The sequence below is a fragment of the Actinomadura vinacea genome (assembly GCF_039532545.1).
Taxonomy (GTDB): domain Bacteria; phylum Actinomycetota; class Actinomycetes; order Streptosporangiales; family Streptosporangiaceae; genus Spirillospora; species Spirillospora vinacea.
Window position 1 is genome coordinate 39709 of record NZ_BAAARW010000050.1, and the last position, 17577, is coordinate 57285.

At 73.2% G+C, this 17577-nt stretch carries 9 protein-coding genes; 6 read left to right on the forward strand and 3 right to left on the reverse strand.

The features are described 5' to 3' along the window. Positions 1-21: 21 nt before the first annotated feature. The 5 genes from ABD340_RS46850 to ABD340_RS46870 are packed head-to-tail and all read left to right on the forward strand — an operon-like array spanning position 22 to position 14069. Complete coding sequence (locus ABD340_RS46850) at positions 22-3321, forward strand: family 78 glycoside hydrolase catalytic domain (protein WP_344598570.1); 3300 nt, start codon at positions 22-24, stop codon at positions 3319-3321. Further along, positions 3318-6308, forward strand: a complete 2991-nt coding sequence (locus tag ABD340_RS46855; protein WP_344598572.1) for a glycosyl hydrolase — start codon at positions 3318-3320, stop codon at positions 6306-6308. Before ABD340_RS46850 ends, ABD340_RS46855 begins: the two co-directional genes overlap by 4 nt. A gap of 18 nt (positions 6309-6326) precedes the next feature. Then, a complete protein-coding gene (locus tag ABD340_RS46860; protein ID WP_344598573.1) occupies positions 6327-8372 on the forward strand; it encodes an alpha-L-rhamnosidase-related protein in 2046 nt (681 codons plus the stop codon). Then, on the forward strand, positions 8369-10903 hold the full coding sequence (locus ABD340_RS46865) for a glycoside hydrolase family 127 protein (RefSeq protein WP_344598575.1): 2535 nt from the start codon (positions 8369-8371) through the stop codon (positions 10901-10903). The genes ABD340_RS46860 and ABD340_RS46865 overlap by 4 nt, the downstream gene beginning before the upstream one ends. A gap of 4 nt (positions 10904-10907) precedes the next feature. Further along, positions 10908-14069, forward strand: a complete 3162-nt coding sequence (locus tag ABD340_RS46870; RefSeq protein ID WP_344598577.1) for a family 78 glycoside hydrolase catalytic domain — start codon at positions 10908-10910, stop codon at positions 14067-14069. 20 nt (positions 14070-14089) lie between these two features. Here the strand turns inward: ABD340_RS46870 and ABD340_RS46875 are convergent, their stop codons facing one another. Next, complete coding sequence (locus ABD340_RS46875; RefSeq protein WP_344598579.1) at positions 14090-14797, reverse strand: TetR/AcrR family transcriptional regulator; 708 nt, start codon at positions 14795-14797, stop codon at positions 14090-14092. A gap of 119 nt (positions 14798-14916) precedes the next feature. On the opposite strand from ABD340_RS46875, the gene ABD340_RS46880 reads away from it, so the two are divergent. After that, on the forward strand, positions 14917-15363 hold the full coding sequence (locus tag ABD340_RS46880; RefSeq protein ID WP_344598581.1) for a nitroreductase/quinone reductase family protein: 447 nt from the start codon (positions 14917-14919) through the stop codon (positions 15361-15363). A gap of 35 nt (positions 15364-15398) precedes the next feature. On the opposite strand, the gene ABD340_RS46885 is transcribed toward ABD340_RS46880, so the two are convergent. Together ABD340_RS46885 and ABD340_RS46890 are read right to left on the reverse strand one after the other, a co-directional pair. Further along, a complete protein-coding gene (locus tag ABD340_RS46885; RefSeq protein ID WP_344598583.1) occupies positions 15399-15998 on the reverse strand; it encodes a histidine phosphatase family protein in 600 nt (199 codons plus the stop codon). Positions 15999-16015: 17 nt separating this feature from the next. Further along, positions 16016-17512, reverse strand: a complete 1497-nt coding sequence (locus ABD340_RS46890) for an FGGY-family carbohydrate kinase (protein WP_344598585.1) — start codon at positions 17510-17512, stop codon at positions 16016-16018. Positions 17513-17577: the final 65 nt, after the last annotated feature.

The window sequence follows — 17577 nt, forward strand, 5'->3', positions numbered from 1 at the left end:
GAAATTTCACCAGGAGGAACCATGAACGAGGACAGCATCGGGCGCGACGGGCTCAGCCGCCGCCACGTGCTGCAGATCGGCACGGCGACCGGCGCGGGCGCCGTCGTCGCCTGGGGCCCGCTCGGCGACGGCACGGCCCAGGCGGCGGACGGCACCGCGCCCGCCGGGCTCACGGTCGAGTACGCGCGGAACCCGCTCGGCCTGGACGTCGCGCGCCCCCGGCTCGGCTGGATCACGCCGGAACGGACCGTCCGCCAGACCGCCTACCAGGTCCAGGTCACCGGCGACCGCGACGACCTCGTGTGGGACAGCGGCAAGGTCGGCTCCGCGGCCAACGCGCAGGTCGAGTACGCCGGTCCCGCGCTGAAATCGCGGACCCGCTACCACTGGCGGGTCCGGATCTGGGACGAGCAGGGCCGCGCGTCGCAGTGGAGCGGGCCGTCGTGGTGGGAGATGGGCCTGCTCGCCCCGCGCGACTGGCAGGCGCAGTGGATCGGCGGCCGCCAGGCCCAGGACCACGACTGGGCGGACCCGAAGGTGACGTTCGCCTTCACGCTGTCCGGCGGCGCGCTGAGCTTCCTGTTCCGCGCCCGGCCGAACGGCAAGACCTACGGCGACACCTACGACTGGAAGATCACCGAGGTGGAGGGCGCGCCGACGATCGTCGCGCAGGTCCGCACCTACCCCGGCGGAAGCGGCTCCGACACCCGGCTGACCACGCTCAAGCAGATCCCGATCCCCGGCCTCGCGCCCGGCGGCCTCAAGGGCGGGCGGCACACCCTGGTGATCGAGACCCGCGGCGACACGATCACCACCTGGTTCGACGGGAAGCGGATCGACACGCTCACCGACGGGACGCACCGGTCCGGCTCCGTCGGTTTCCGCTCGGACGAGGCCGGGGCGGGCGTCGTGCACGAGGTCTCGGTGGAGACCGGCGGCAGGCGCGCCTTCCACACCGACTTCGAAGGTGGCGCCGACCCGTTCACCGGCGGCGACCCCGCCGAGGGCGGGCTGGCGGTCGCCGCGAAGGCGACCGGCAAGGACATCGTCCTGCCCATCGCCAACCCCGCCCCGCTGCTGCGCCACGAGTTCAACGTGCGCGGGCGCGTGGCCAGGGCACGCCTGTACGTCGCGGCGGGAGGCTTTCCCAAGCTCACCCTCAACGGCGCGGCGGTCGGGGACGCGGCGATCGAGACCGGCTTCACCGCCTACGACAAGCGCGTGCTCTACCGCACCTACGACGTCACCGGCGAGGTCCGGCCGGGCGCCAACGTGCTGGGCGCCGAGCTCGGCCGCGGCTGGTACGGGCTGGCCGACCCCAACGAGTGGTACTGGCACCAGGCCCCGTGGCACGCCGCGCCCTGCCTGAAGGGCCAGCTGGAGATCACCTTCACTGACGGGCGGCGCCAGGTGATCGCCACCGGCGGCTCGTGGCGCGCCGCCGACGGGCCCACCACCTACGACTCCATCTACAGCGGCGAGCACCACGACGCGCGCCGCGAGCCCCGCGGGTGGCGGCGCGCCGGGTTCGACGACCGGTCGTGGCCCGCCGCCGCGGTCGTCGGGGGCCCGAAGGGCGCCCTGGCGGCCGCCCACCTGGAGCCGATCAAGCCGGTGGACGCCGTCGAGCCCGTCTCGGTGAAAGAGGTCAGGCCGGGCGTCTGGGTGTACGACTTCGGGCGGATCTTCGCCGGATGGGTGCGGCTCGACGTCTCCGGCCCGGCCGGCCGGACGGTGTCGCTGTTCCACTCCGAGAAGCTCGAGGCCGACGGCACCGCCTCCGCGGCGGCCAACCGGCTGATCGACACCCAGATCCAGACCGACCGCTACACCCTGTCGGGGCGGGGCCGGGAGGAATGGGAGCCGTCCTTCGGGTACAAGGGCTTCCGGTACGTCCAGGTCGAGGGGTACCCGGGCACGCCGTCCAAGCGCGCGTTGAGCGGGCGGGTCGTGCACTCCTCGGTGGCCTCGTCCGGCACCTTCAACTCCTCCGACGACCTGATCAACAAAATCCAGGCGGCGGCCCGGAACACGCTGCTCAACAACACGCACGGGTTCGTCACCGACACGCCCACGTACGAGAAGAACGGCTGGACCGGTGACGCGCAGGCATCGGCCCTGGCGGCCGTCCTGAACTTCGACATGGCGCGGGTCTGGACCAAGTGGCTGGCCGACTTCCGGGACGCCCAGTCGGACAAGGGCGAGATCCCCGAGATCGTCCCGTCGACCCCGCAGTACGGGTACGAGGGCACCCCGGGCTGGAACATGATCTGGGGGCCGGTGCCGTCCTGGGACGCGGCCCTGTTCGTCCTGCCGTGGGAGATGTACCTCGCCTACGGCGACACCCGCATCCTGGCGCAGATGCACGGCGCCCAGCGAAAGCTACTGGAGTACACCCGGACCTACTTCACCGCCGACCACCGCTACAACAACACCAACAACACGTTCCTGGGCGACTACGCCGGGACGGGGCCCTACGGCCCGCTGGACGCCACCGCCTCGGCCTACTACTACTTTATGGCCGACACACTGGCCAGGAGCGCCGACATCCTCGGCGACCGTGCCCCGGCCGCCAAGTACCGCGGGCTCGCCGCCGGCATCCGCGAGGCGTACAACAACAGGTACTGGGGCGGATCCTTCTACCGCACCGATGGGCAGCCGTATTCGCAGACGCAGAACGCCCTGCCGCTGGCGTTCGGCATGGTGCCGGACGGCAAGGCGCCCGGCGTGGCCAAGAGCCTCAACGACGACATCGTGGCCAAGGACCACCACCTCACCGCCGGCGTGTTCCCCTCCAGGTTCCTCCTCACCGCGCTGAGCGACCACGGGTACACCGACACCGTCCACCGCGTCGCGACCCGGACGGACCAGCCCAGCTGGGGCTTCTGGATCGAGAACGGCCACTCGACGATGTTCGAGGGCTGGGCGCTGACCTCCCGCTCCCACGACCACCACTACTGGGCGCTGATCAGTTCCTGGTTCCACCAGAGCCTGGCCGGGATCCGGCCAGCCGAGCCGGGCTACCGGCGGCTGACGATCCGGCCCCGCGTGCCGTCGTCCGGGCTCGACCGGGTGCGCGGCTCCCAGCGGACCGGCCAGGGACTCGTCGAGTCCGCCTGGACCAAGCACGAGACCCCTTCCGGGAACCGCCTGGAGCTGCGCGTGCGGATCCCCGGCAACACGGCCGCCGAGGTGTGGGTGCCCGGCCGCCGGGGCGAGACCCCGAGCGGCGCGCGGCACGTCCGCGACGAGGACGGCCACTCCGTCTACCAGGTCCCGGCCGGTTCGCACACCTTCCGATCGACCCTGGAGGGCGCGTGAACGACCGCACCGGGCAGGGCGGGCCCACCCGCCGCCACGTACTGCGGACCGGCACGGCGGCCGGGGCCGGCGCGATGCTCGCCACCGCCCTGCCCGCCGGGGGCGGAGCGGTCGCCCACGCCGCGACGGGGCTGCCCGCGGGCCGGTTCGCGCGCCCCGGCACGGCGGTACGGCCGAGGTTCCGCTGGTGGTGGCCGGACGCGCACGTCACCCCCGCCGAGATCCGGCGCGAGATCGACCAGATCGCCGCGGCGGGCTTCGGCGGCGCGGAGATCGTCGCGGTGCACCACAGCATCCGCGACAAGTCCGTGCTGGACCCCGTGCACCACGGCTGGGGGACCCCCGCCTGGAACGCGGGCGTCGAGGCCGCGCTGGACCAGGCCCGCAGGCGCGGCATCACCGTGGACCTCACGATCGGCCCGGCCTGGCCCGCCGCCGTCCCGACCATCACCCCCGACAGCGCCGCCGCCGTCCAGGAGCTGGCGTACGGGACGGCCACCGTCGCCGGGGGCGCGACCCACGACGGACCCGTCCCCGAGCCCGCCGCCGCGCCGCACGCGGGGGTGACGCGGCGGCACCTGGAAGCGGTCCACGCCGTGCGGAAGGACCCCGCCAACAACAGCGGGAAGGCGATCGGGCTCGCCCGCGACTCCTGGCAGGACCTCACCGGCAGGGTCCGGGACGGCCGGATCGCCTGGACCGCGCCCGAGGGCGGGGAGTGGGTCCTGCTGTCGTACTGGCGGCGCGGCAGCGGGCAGCGCCCCGAGTCCGGGCCGCACAGCGCACCCGACTGCGCGGTCGTCGACCACTTCAGCCGCGCCGGCACCCGGGCCGTCATCGACTTCTGGGAGGAGCGGCTGCTCACCCCGAGGATCCGGCGGCTGATCCGGCAGGCGGGCGGGGCGCTGTTCGAGGACTCCATCGAGCTGGAGACCGAGGCCCTCAACTGGACCCCCGGCCTGGCCGCGGAGTTCCAGAAGCGCCGGGGTTACGCGATGTGGCCGTACCTGCCGGTGATCGTGCTGGACGACGAGGACCCGGTGTTCTCCTACGAGGCCGATGTGACCCGGCACGCCCGCCACGACTTCTGGCTGACGGTCTCCGACCTTTTCAACGAGAACCACTTCGTCCCGCTCGCCGAGTGGGCGCACTCGATCGGGCTGGAATTCCGCGCCCAGCCGTACGGCCTGCAGACCGACACGATCCACGCCGCCGCCATCGTCGACATCCCGGAGGGGGAGTCGCTGGGGTTCAAGAACCTCGACGACTACCGCGCCCTGGCCGGCGGCCGCGACATGGGCGGACGCAAAGTGCTGTCGTGCGAAGCGGGCGCCTACCAGGGCGGCGCGTACAACACCACCTGGGACAAGTTGCTGCGCACCATGGGCGGCGCCTATGCGGCCGGGCTCAACATGACCGTGCTGCACGGCTTCTCCTACGCGACCGCGCCCGGCGCCAACTGGCCGGGGTTCGCGGGATTCACCCCCTACAACGGCGGGATCGGATACGCCGAGTCGTGGGGCCCGCGCCAGCCCACCTGGCGGCACGCCCCCGACGTGTCCGCCTACTTGGGACGGGTCCACCAGGTGACCCAGGCCGGCACCAACCGGATCGACATCGCCGTCTTCCGGCAGAAAGGGCTCAGCAAGACCGGCATCGGCGCCGGCTGGTTCACCGCGAGCGGCGTCCCGACCGGCTGGACGCACCAGTTCGCCAGCGAACCCGTCCTGGACCTGCCCAGCGCGACGGTCTCCGGTGGACGGCTCGCGCCACGCGGCCCCGCCTACAAGGCGCTCTTCGTCGAGGGCGACCGCTTCTCCGGGAAGGAGTGCACCCTCACGGTCGCCGCCGCCAGGCGCATCCTCGACCTCACCCGCAAGGGCCTGCCCGTGGTGTTCCTGGGTGACTGGAGCGCCGCCACCGTCCCCGGCGTCGCCAAGGACGGCGAGGACGAGGAGCTGCGGGCCGTCCTGAAGCGGCTGTTCGCGCAGCCGAGGGTGCGCGTCGTCGCCACCGAACCGGAGGTGCCCGGCGCCCTGGAGGCCCTGGGCGTGCGGCGCGACGTCACCTACGGAACCGCCTCGACCCTCCTGCACGCCCACCGCGTCGACGACGGCGTGGACTACTACTACCTGGTCAACGGCAAGCACAGCGAGACCCCGAAGCCGCCGATCGCGGCCATCGACCACGAGGTCACGCTGACCCGGGCCGACCGGAGGGCCGTGCCGCACCGGCTCGACCTCTGGACCGGCGGGATAGAGCCGATCGCCCTCTACCGGGCCGACGGCGACACGGTCACGCTGCGGGTCTCGCTGCGACCGGGCGAGGCCACCGCCATCGCCCTGGCCCGTCCCGGCGGGCGCGCGGCGCCGCACGCCACCGCCACCGAGGCCGCCGAGATCCGGGTCGCCTCCGGGAACCGGCTGGCGATCCGCGACACCCGGCCGGGAACGTACAAGACCACCCTGCCCGGCGGCCGCACCGACCAGACCGCGATCGGGGAGTTGCCCGCCGTGCTCGCGCTCACCGGCTGGCGGCTGCGGGTCGAGGATCTCCGGCCCGGACGCGGCCCGGCCGAGACCGCGACCGTGCGGCATGACCTCGTCCTGGACCAGCTCAAGCCGTGGCCGCAGATCCCCGAACTTGCCGACGTCTCCGGCGTCGGCCGCTACACCGCCACCGTCGACCTCGGCCGGGACGGCTGGTCCGGCGCCTACCTGGAGCTCGGCGAGGTGTTCGACACCTGCCGGGTGACCGTCAACGGGCGGCGGGCGCCCGCCGTCGACCTGATCAACCCGGTCGTGGACGTCGGCCCGTACCTGCGGCGCGGCGCCAACACGATCGAGGTCGAGGTCGCCACCACCCTCAACAACCGGCTGCGGGTGTCCGACCCCGCGGTCTACGGCGCCGTCTCCCGGCAGAACTACGGCCTGATCGGCCCGGTCCGGCTCGTCCCCTACGGCGAAGCGGTCGTCAGGACTGCCTGAGCGAAAGACGAGGAATCCATGCATCGCAACACAGTGAGGGCCGCGCTGGCCCTGGGGCTGGCGTCGGTCGCCGTCCCGCTCGCGATCACGACCCCGGCGGCCACGAGCGCGGCGGACGACCGGCGCCCGTCCCGGCCCTGGGAGGCGTACAACCTGTCGCCGTCGTCCAGGACGGTCCGCCCGGTCGCGGTCTTCGCCGCCAAGGGCGAGGTGACCGAGCCGCAGGCCGTGCTCAAGGGACGGCGCACCGCGCTCAGCGGCGCCGGGGCTTCCCTCACCCTCGATTTCGGCAAGGAGGTCAGCGGCCTGACCACGCTGCGCTTCGCCGGATCCGACGGGGCGCAGAAGGTCGGGCTGGCGTTCGCGGAGTCGTCGGTGTACGCGGGCGAGCCCACCAGCGACGCCTCCACCGGCGGCCCGCGCAGCCGCGACGGCGCCCTGCCCGTGGACGTCGACGGCCGCACCTCCTACACGACCCCGGCCAAATACCTGCGCGGCGGTTTCCGCTACGTGACGATCTTCCTGCGGTCGGCGGGACGGGTCGAGTTGGACGGCGTCTCGCTCCACTACACGCCCGCCCCGAAGATGAAGGACCCCGCCCGCTACGCCAACCACTTCTATTCGAGCGACGAGCTCCTCAACAGGATCTGGTACGCGGGCGCCTACACCGTCCAGCTGAACACCATCTCCCCGAAGACCGGCCGCGTTTGGGAGGCGCCGGCGGAGCTGTGGGACAACGGCGGCCCGATCGGCGTCGGCGACACGATCCTGGTGGACGGCGCCAAGCGCGACCGCACCGTCTGGCCGGGCGACCTGGGCATCGAGATCCCGGCGGCGTACGCGGCGTTCAACGACACCGAGTCGGCCCGCAACGCGCTTACGACCGTGTACCGGCACCAGCGCGAGACCGGGGAGCTGCCCTACGCGGGGCCGATGCTGGAGAAGTACGGCTCGGACACCTACCACCTGTGGACGCTGGCCGCGAGCTGGGACTACTACACCTACACCGGCGACCGCCGGTGGCTGGCCGAGGTATGGGGCCGCTACAAGCACGGCGTCGACTTCATCACCGGCAAGATGAACGACCGGGGACTGCTGTCCATCACGGGCACGTCCGACTCGGTCCGGATCCTGGCCAAGGGCGAGAACCTCATCGCCAACGTGCTGCTGTGGCGGGTGCTCGACACCGGCTCGCGGCTCGCGGCCGTGCAGGGCGACAAGGAGCTGGCCGCGTCCTACGCCGGCCGGGCCAAGACGCTGCGCGCCGCCGTCAACACCCACCACTGGGACGAGGCCGCCGGGGCCTACAAGTTCTACCCCGACTCCACCATCCACGCCCAGGACGGCAACTCCCTCGCGGTCTGGTACGGCCTGGCCGACCGGGACAAGGCCCGCCGGATCAGCGGGAACCTCACCGGCAACTGGAACGAGGTCGCCACCACCGCACCCGAGAACAAGGGCAACCCCGGCGTCTTCTCCGGCTCGATGGAGGTCAACGCCCACTTCGCGGCGGGCGGCCGCGCCGCCGACCAGGCGGGCGTCGACATCATCCGCCGCCAGTGGGGCTACATGCTCGACCACCCGCAGGGGACCAAGAGCACGTTGTGGGAGTCGTTCCGCAACCCCGAGGACGGCTGCGTCTTCTGCAGTTCCTACGTCAGCCTGGCCCACGCCTGGGCGACCGGCCCGACCCCCGCCCTCACCTTCTACGTGCTGGGCCTCAACCCCACCGGCACCGGGGGACGGACGTTCGACTTCGTCCCGCACCCCGCCGACCTGTCCTTCGCCCAGGGACGCATCACCACCACGCTCGGCGCCGTCGACGCCTCGTGGAAGGTCGCCAAGGGGACCTACAGCGCCCGGCTGGCGGCGCCGCGCGGCACCGAGGGACGGGCGGGCGTGCCCACCTTCGGAGCGCGCGTCAACGTCTACGTCGACGGGCGGCTGGTCTGGGACGGGGGCAGGGGCAAGGCGCACGGCTACCGCGCCTACAGCGACGGCGAGTACGTCTACCTGCGCGGGCTGCGCGGCACCCACTCCATCAAGAGCGCGGTGGCCCGGTGACCGGCCAGGTCAGCCGCCGCTCCTTCATCGGCACGGCGGGCGTCACCGCGACCGCCTTCGGCATCGGCGTCCCGGCCGCCCGTCCCGCGGCGGCGGCCGGGCCCGCCGGGGCGCGGGTGTCGCCGTTCCCGCTGCGGGCCGTCACCCTGCTGGACGGCCCGTTCCGCGACAACATGCTGCGGACCTGCGCCTACCTCAAGTTCGTGGACACGGACCGGCTGTTGCACACCTTCCGGCTGAACGTGGGCCTGCCCTCGTCGGCCGAGCCGTGCGGCGGCTGGGAGGCCCCGGACGTCCTGCTGCGCGGGCACACGACCGGGCACCTGCTGACCGCGCTCGCCCAGGCGCACGCCAACACCGGCGACGCCGCGTACGCCGCCAAGGCCCGCCACCTGGTGGCCGAGCTGGCGAAATGCCAGGCCGCCTCGCCCGCCGCGGGCTTCTCGCCCGGCTACCTGTCGGCGTTCGGCGAGGAGGTCTTCGACCAGCTGGAGGCGGGCGGCAAGCCCTGGGCGCCGTACTACACCCTCCACAAGATCATGGCGGGGCTGCTCGACCAGTACCGGCTCAGCGGCGACGGGCAGGCGCTGGACGTGCTGAAGCGCATGGCCGCCTGGGCGGGCGCCCGCACGTCCAGGCTGACCCGCGAGCGAATGCAGGCGCTGCTGCGGGTCGAGTTCGGGGGCGTGAACGACGTCCTCGCCGAGCTTTACATGATCACCGGGGATCCGGCGCATCTGGCCACCGCCCGCCGCTTCGACCACGACGAGCTGTTCGTCCCGCTGGCCGAGCGCCGCGACACGCTCAACGGCCAGCACGCCAACACCCAGATCCCGAAGGTCGTCGGGGCCGTCCGCGAGTACGAGGCCACCGGCGAACGGCGCTACCGCGACCTCGCCGCGTACTTCTGGGACACCGTCGTCCGCCACCACACCTACGTGATCGGCGGCAACAGCAACCAGGAGTTCTTCGGACCGCCCGGCGAGCTGATCAGCCGCCTCAGCGAGGACACCTGCGAGAACTGCAACACCTACAACATGCTCAAGCTCTCGCGGCTGCTGTTCTTCCACGACCCGGGCTCGCCCGAGTACATGGACTACTACGAGTGGGCGCTGCTCAACCAGATGCTGGGCGAGCAGGACCCGCGGTCCGAGCACGGATTCGTCACCTACTACACCGGCCTGTTCCCAGGATCGGAGCGCAAGCCCAAGGGCGGCCTGGGATCGGCCCCCGGCAGCTACAGCGGCGACTACGACAACTTCTCCTGCGACCACGGGACGGGCCTGGAGACCCACACCAAGTTCGCCGACAGCATCTACTTCCGCTCGCGCGACACCCTCTACGTCAACCTGTTCATCCCGTCAGAGGTGCGCTGGGACGAGCGGGGCGTCCGGATCCGCCAGGAGACCGGCTACCCGCACGCGGAGACCACCCGGCTCACGATCACCGAGGGCGGCGCCCGCTTCGCCCTCAAGATCCGGATACCCGGCTGGCTGGACGCCCGCGGCCGGCGCGCCCGCGTCCGCGTGAACGGCAGGGCCGCGCCCGGCCCCGGCAACGACGCCCGGCCCGGCACGTACGCCACCATCGAGCGGCACTGGCGCAAGGGCGACGTGGTCGAGCTGGCCATGCCGATGGGGCCGGTCTGGCGGAAGGCCCCCGACAACCCCCACATCCAGGCGATCACGCACGGGCCGGTCGTCCTCGCGGGCGCGTACGGCGACCGGGCCATCAACACCTTCCCCGCCATCGACCCGCGCTCGCTCACCCCCGTCCGAGGCCGCCCGCTCCGCTACACGGCGCGGGCGGACGGGGCCGAGGTGACGCTGATGCCGTTCGCCGAGGTCCACCACCAGCGCTACAACGTCTACTGGGCGACACCCGCGCCGCGCCGCCGTCCCGGGCTGGTCGTCCACTACCCGCTGGACGAGGGCCGCGGCACAACCGTGGCCGACGCCACCGGCGCCTGGCCGAACGCCGCGCTCACCGGATCGGCGACCTGGGCCGACGGCGAGGTGTCGCTGGACGGCACCGGCGGGCACATCGTCCTGCCGCCCGGACTGCTCGCCGGGCTGGACGCGCTGACCGTCGCGCTGTGGGTCCGGCTGGAGACGATCACCAACAACAACCGGATCTTCGACCTGGGCTTCAACCGCCAGACGTTCTTCTACGTCACGCCGCGCACCGGTTCGGGCCGGGCGCGGTTCGCGATGAAGATCGGCGGGATGGAGGGCGAGGACTTCTGCGACGCGCCCGCCGCCCTCCCCACCGGCGCCTGGACGCATGTCGCGGTCGCGGTGTCGGCCGAGGGCGAGGGCTCGGCCGCCCTGTACGTGGACGGCGCCGCCGCGGGCCGCAAGGACGGGCTGATCATGAGCCCGCTGGTGCTGGGCGCCACCTCGCAGAACTTCCTCGGCCGCTCCCAGGACACCCGCCACCCGTTCGTGCACGGCCGGATCGGCGACTTCCGGATCTACAACCACGCGCTGCCCGGCGCCGACGTGGCCGCCCTGCACCGGCGCGGACGCTGAACCCTTGGAGTCCACAGTGCGCAAGCCGTTGCGCGGTCTCGCGGCCGCCGCTCTGACCGTCGCCCTGCCGCTGGCGGCGGCGACCGTTCCCTCCGCGTACGCGGATCCCGGCCGGGGAGGCGGGGCCGTCGGCCTGCGCGCCGCCGACCTCACGAAAGCCCTCGGCATCGACGACACCACGCCTGCGCTGACCTGGCGCCTCGGCACCGGCGGCCGCGGCGCCGCCCAGACGGCGTACCGGATCCAGGCCGCCACCAGCGAGAACCGCCTGCGGTCCGGCCGCGCCGACCTGTGGGACACCGGCCGGGTCGGCTCGGCCGCCCAGCGCGTCGACTACGCGGGCCGGAAGCTCGGCAGCCGGACCCGCGTCCACTGGCGCGTCCAGGTCTGGACGGGAGGCAAGGCCTCCGGCTGGTCGCCGCCCGCCTGGTTCGAGACCGGGCTGACGTCCGCCTCCGACTGGTCGGGCCGTTGGATCGGCCACCGGGACTGGCAGGTCAAGGACAAGGAACCCACCCCGATCGTGGTGCGGCTGCCCAAGACCACGGCCCGCCACGTGCGGATCGAGGTGACCAGGCTCGGCCTGCCCAAGGTCGAGAACCTGCCCGACCCCACCTGGCGGCTCCAGCTCGCGGAGCTGGAGGTCCGCGACTCCGCCGACCCCGGCACCAACCTCGCCGCGGGCACCACCGTGACCCCCTCCGACACCGGCGGCAACGTCAACCGGGTCTGGGCGCCGCGCTACCTCACCGACGGGACGCGGACGACCGGCCAGGGCTTCGCCGGATGGTCCAGCTCCGCGTACACAGGGGACGACGTATCGGCCGAGCCGCTGATCCTCACCGTCGACCTGAAGGCGGCCGAGACCTTCGACCAGGTGCTGCTCTACCCGCGCACCGACCAGCCCGCCGAGGGCGGCAAGGTCCCGTTCGCGCCGGTCGACTTCACGGTCGCGGCCGGCGACACCGCCGACGGCCCGTACGAGACCAGGGCGGAGGTCACCGGACAGGAACCGCCGCGGTCGCCCGTTCCCGAAGCCCTGCCGATCTTCGCCAGGGACTTCGCGCTGCCGCGCGGCGTCCGCTCCGCCCGCCTCTATGTCAGCGGCCTCGGCGTGTACGAGGCGCGCCTGAACGGCACCCGGATCGGCGACGCCGAACTCGAGCCCGCCAACACCGGATTCGCCAAGCGGACCACCTACGCCACCTACGACGTCACCGGGATGCTCCGCCCCGGAGCCAACACCCTCGGCGTCGAGCTGGGCAACGGCGTCGCCAACGTCATCTCCACCCCCGACCGGTACCGCAAGTTCGCCGGCACCGTCAGCGACCCCAAACTGATCGCCCAGCTGGAGGTCACGCTCGCCGACGGGCGGGTCCGGCGGATCGCCACCGACGGCGGCTGGCGCACCGCCCTCGGCCCGGTCACCTTCTCCAACTGGTACGGCGGCGAGGACCACGACGCCCGCCGCGAGCGGCCCGGCTGGGACCGTCCCGGCGCCTCCCGCCAGGGCTGGGACGCCGCCGTGCCGGTCGCCGGGCCCGGCCCGTCCACCACGCTGAGCGGGCGCTCCGCCGAGCCGGTGCGGGTGGTCGAGAACCTGCCCGGCAGGATGATCGGCTCCGGCGACGGCCACCAGGTGTACGACATCGGCCGCAACATCGCCGGCCGTCCTGAGATCACCATCGCCGCGCCCGCGGGCACCGCCGTGCGGATCGTCATGGCCGAGAGCCTGCGCGACGGCCGCCCCTACCAGTCGATCAGCAATGTCGGCGTCCCGATCTGGGACGAGTACGTCACCCGCGGGGCGCGCCCGGAGACCTGGCACCCGCGGTTCGGCTACCACGGCTTCCGCTACCTGGAGGTGCGCGGGCTGCCCGCGGGCGCCTCCCTCAAGGTGCGCGGGCAGGTGCTGCGCGCCGACAACGCCTCCGCCGGGTCGTTCACCTCCTCCAACGGCCTCGTCAACGGCATCCACGGGCTCATCCGCCGCGCCATCGAGGGCAACATGATGAGCGTCTTCACCGACTGCCCCAGTCGCGAGAAGCTCGGCTGGCTGGAGCAGACGCACCTGGTCGGCGACGCGCTGGCGGCCAACTACGACGTGCACGCCCAGCTGCGCAAGGTCGTCCAGGACATGGCGGACGCGCAGACCGGGGCCGGGCTCGTCCCCTCGACCGTGCCCGACTACACGGTCCTGGCCGGGGCCTACCGCGACGACCCCAACTGGGGCGGCGCGTTCGTCGTCGTGCCGTGGCAGCTCTACCGGTCCTACGGCGACATCGAGCCGATGCGGACCCACTATGCGGCGATGAAGCGGTACGCCGCCTACCTGGAGACCCGGGTCGGCGGCGGGCTGACCGACTACAGCCTCGGCGACTGGATCACCCCGGACCGCACGTTCCCCAAGACGGTCTCCGGCACCTACGGCTGGTGGCGGGTCAACGAGACCCTCGCCAAGATCGCCACGGCGCTGGGGCACCACTCCGACGCCGCCGCGTTCAAGGGCAAGGCCGACCTCAGCGCCAAGGCCCTGTCCGACAAGTACTACGACCGCGAGACCGGCACGTTCGCGGGCGGCGGCCAGGGCGCCGAGGCCATCGCGCTCGACATGGGCGCCGTCCCCGCCGACCAGAAGCAGCGGCTGCTGGACCACCTGGTCGCCGGCATCGAGCGGGCCGGCCGGCACCTGCTGCTCGGCGAGATCTCGCTGCCCTCGGCCATCCGGGTGCTGTCGGAGAACGGCCGCGACGACCTCGTCTACGAGATCGCGACGCGGACCGACAGCCCCAGTTACGGCTACCAGGTGGTGCACGGCAACACCGCGCTCGGCGAGATGTGGGACGGCACCAGCGGCCAGTCGCAGAACCACTTCATGCTCGGCGCCATCGACTCCTGGTTCACCTCCCGGCTGGCCGGGATCGACCAGGCGCCGGACTCGTCCGGGTTCCGCAAGGTGCTGATCCGGCCGTCGGTCGTCGGCGACCTCACCCACGCCTCCGGTACCCGCCGCACGCCGTACGGAGAGGTCCGCTCGTCCTGGAAGAAGGAGGGCGACGGGGTCCGGCTGACCGTGACCGTGCCGCCGGGCAGCACCGCGGAGGTGCACGTCCCCGGCGGCAAGGTCCGCACCGTCGGCTCCGGCACGTGGACCTTCACGTCCTGACCCGGACGCGCTGGTCCGGGCTACCGGCCGTCAGGCCCGGCCGGTAGCCCGATGAAGTCGGCCATCAGGTCGACGGTGTGGGCGAAGAACGCGTCGGCGGGGTCCATGCTGCCGTCGAGGTGCCCGAACAGCTCGAATCCGATCATGCCGAACAGCTGCGTCCACGCGATCACGCCGCGGACCACGGCGGGCTCCGGGACGTCCAGCTCGGCCAGCCCGGCCGTCCGGGCCGCCTGGGCGTCGAGTTCCGGTGCCAGGCCGTCGTCCGGCACCCGCAGCACCCCGGCCCGCGAGGCGTCCCGGACCACCGCCAGCAGCGCGATCGGGGTCCGGGACGCGGGGCCGACCGTCGTTTCGGGGGCCTCGTAGCCGGGCACCGGCGACCCGTAGACCAGCGCGTACTCGTGCGGGTTCGCGATCGCCCACTCCCGGACGGCGGCGCAGCACGCCCGCCAGCGGGCGCGGAAGTCGTCGCCGTCCGCCGCGCCCGCCCGCTCGACCCGGTCGCCGAGCACGTTGTACGCGTCGATGATCAGCTCGGTGAGCAGCCGGTCCCGGCTCGGGAAGTAGCGGTACAGCGCCGAGGACACCATGCCCAGCTCGCGCGCGACCGCGCGCAGCGACAGGCCCTGCGCGCCCGAGGCCCGCAACTGGCGCCGCGCCTCCTCCTTGATCTCCCGGGTCAGCTCGGCCCTGGCGCGCTCCCGGGCGGTACGGCTCGCGTTCATGACCGCAGTCTGCCAGAGATCAGAGCGGTGGCCAACATAGAGAGCACTGCTCTTGCCAAGAGGCGCCCCTCTGGTGCACACTGCTCTCAAGCGAGAGCACTGCTCACTAGGGAGAGATCATGAACACTGCAGACCGGAACGTCACGGCCGGCCGGTCCGAGCGCTACTTCAACCAGACCGTCGGCTTCCTGACCCGGCACGGGATCAGCCTGTTCGGCACCCGCATCCTCGCCGTCCGGGGCCGTACCAGCGGGGAATGGCGCACCAACCCGATCAACCTGCTCACCCACGAGGGCGCGCGCTACCTGGTCGCGGCGCGGGGCAACACCCAGTGGGTCCGCAACATCCGAGTGTCCGGCGAGGCCGAGCTGCGCCTGGGGCGCTCCACCGAGGCGATCACCGTCACCGAGCTGCCCGACGAGGAGAAGCTCCCGGTCGTGAGCGCCTACTTCAAGCGCTGGGGCTGGGAGGTCGCCCGCTTCTTCGAAGACCTGCCCAAGAAGCCCTCCGACGACCAGCTGGCCAAGGTCCTGCCCGGCGTTCCCGTCTTCCGCATCGACTCCTGACCGCAGAAGGCGGGCCGCCTGAGCGCGGGCCGCCGCTAGAGCGGGATGTTGTAGGCCATCAGCGCGGTGTCGTCCCCGGTCATCCGCAGCTCGGTCACCGCGCAGTTGCCGACGCGCGGGAACACCGTGCGGTAGCGTGCGGCCGGGATGCCCAGCAGCTCGCACAGCATCAACCGCAGCAGCGTGTTGTGGGTGACCACCAGCACCCGCCGGCCCTCGTGCCGGTGCGCGATGCGGCGCAGCGCGCCGATGCCGCGCGCGGCCGCCTTGAGCGGCGGTTCACCGCCCGGGAACGCGCCCGCGACCGGGTCGGCCCGGAACGCCGCGACGGCGGCGGGCGGCAGCTCGCCGAGCACATGGCCCTCGGCGGTGCCGAAGTCCAGCTCGACCAGGTCGCCGTCCACCGTCACCGGGAGGCCGAGCGCGGCGGCCGCGGGTGCGGCCGTGGCCCTGCTGCGGCTCAGCGGCGAGGTCCACACCGCGTCGATCGCGGCGCCCGGCGCCCACTCCGCCAGCCGCCGGGCCTGGTCGCGTCCCGTGCCGGTCAGCGCGATGTCGCTGATCCCAGCGTAGCGGTTCTCCGCATGCCACACGGTCTGCCCGTGCCGCACCAGGTAGAGGGTCGTCGCCGTCATCGTGCCGCCGCCTTTCGTCATCGGTCGTGCGCCCGCGCGTGCGCGGCCACCTCGGCGGGCAGCCAGCCGCGCCGTTCCAGCTCGTCCAGCAGCCGCCGGTACGGAACGGCGAACCGGTCGAACCGGCCGGGCCGGGGCTCGACGGTGGCGCGGATCCGGACCATGGACTCGGCGATGTCGGCCAGCGAGCTGCCGGGGTCCGGCGCGGCGGTGCCGTAGGCCGCCAGGATCGCCATTCCGAGCGCGGCGTCCGCGTGCTCGGGGATCCGGGCCGTGCGGCCGAGCACGTCCGCCCGGAGCCGGCACCAGTACGCGCTGCGCGCCGCCCCGCCGGTGAACGTCACGGGCCCTTCGACGGGGGCGCCCAGCGCCTGGACGTAGGACAGCGCGAGCCGTTCCACCAGCGCCACGCCCTGGATCAGGGCCGCGTGCCGGTCGGCCTCACCGGACGGCTCGCCGAGGACGAACCCCACCGCCTCGGGTGCCAGGAAGGGGAATCGCTCGCCCCGCGACACCAGCGGATAGGCGACCGCGGTGGACGGCTCGAACGCGGCGGCCGCGGTGTCGAGCGCGGCCAGCCGGTCGCGGTCGCCGGGCAGCACGCCCGCGCCCACGCTGGACGCGCCGCCGGGCAGCCAGGTGCCGTCAGGGGAGCGGTGGCTGTACATCACCCCGGCCGGGTCGCGGACCGGGGCGGCCGTGACCCCTTTGAGCACCAGCGTCGTGCCCAGGACGGAGTTCCAGCGGCCTACGCGCAGCGCGCCGGAGCCGAGCTGGGACGCGCACCCGTCGGTCATCCCGGCGATCACCGGGGTGCCGGCGGGGATGCCGGTCGCGGCGGCCGCGGCCGTGCACACCTCGCCGAGCACCGTGCCCGGGCCGACCACGTCGGGGAGCAGCGTGCCGTCCAGGCCGAGGGCGTCGAAGACCTCGTCCGGCCAGCGTCCGGCGTGCAGGTCGTAGCCGGTCTTGAGGGCGTGGCTGGAGTCGGTCGCCGCGGTGCCGCCGATGAGCCGTCCGGTGACGAGGTCGGCCTGGTGCAGGAGGCGGGCGCCGGGCGGCGGCGCGTGCCGCCGGACCAGCCACAGCGCCTTGGCCAGGGCCCATGACGGCTGGATGCGGACGCCGAGCCGGTCCCACAATTCGGCCCCGGCCGCCTGCGCCTCCGCGGCCTCCGCGGCGGCGCGGCCGTCGTCGTACATCAGCCCGGCGGTGAGCGGTTCGCCGGACGGGCCGGCCAGGAGGACGGTCCCGGAGGTGCTGCAGACGGCGACGCCGCGCACGGGCGTGCCGCCCGTCCCGTCGAGTGCCGCCCGGACGGCGGTGCGGACCGCCGTCCACCAGTCCTCGGGGTCCTGCTCGTGCCGCCCGGCGGACGGGCGGCGCCCGGGCAGCGGTGCCGAGCCCCGGCCCAGCACCCGCCCGGCCGGGTCGGCCAGCAGTGCGCGCACGCTCTGCGTGCCGAGGTCGATGCCCAGCCGGCCGGGAGGGTGGTCGCCATCGGGTACGGGCACGATGTCCTCCGTTAAGTTATCGGCTGGTCCTGTGAAGTTATAACAACCCAGGTGACCCCTAGCAA

Bases quoted from the DNA above. Each gene is read 5' to 3' on its own strand.
- ABD340_RS46885 (WP_344598583.1), bottom strand. From the start codon at position 15,998: ATGACGGCGACGACCCTCTACCTGGTGCGGCACGGGCAGACCGTGTGG.
- ABD340_RS46880 (WP_344598581.1), top strand. From the start codon at position 14,917: ATGAACACTGCAGACCGGAACGTCACGGCCGGCCGGTCCGAGCGCTAC.
- ABD340_RS46875 (WP_344598579.1), bottom strand. From the start codon at position 14,797: ATGAACGCGAGCCGTACCGCCCGGGAGCGCGCCAGGGCCGAGCTGACC.
- ABD340_RS46850 (WP_344598570.1), top strand. From the start codon at position 22: ATGAACGAGGACAGCATCGGGCGCGACGGGCTCAGCCGCCGCCACGTG.
- ABD340_RS46860 (WP_344598573.1), top strand. From the start codon at position 6,327: ATGCATCGCAACACAGTGAGGGCCGCGCTGGCCCTGGGGCTGGCGTCG.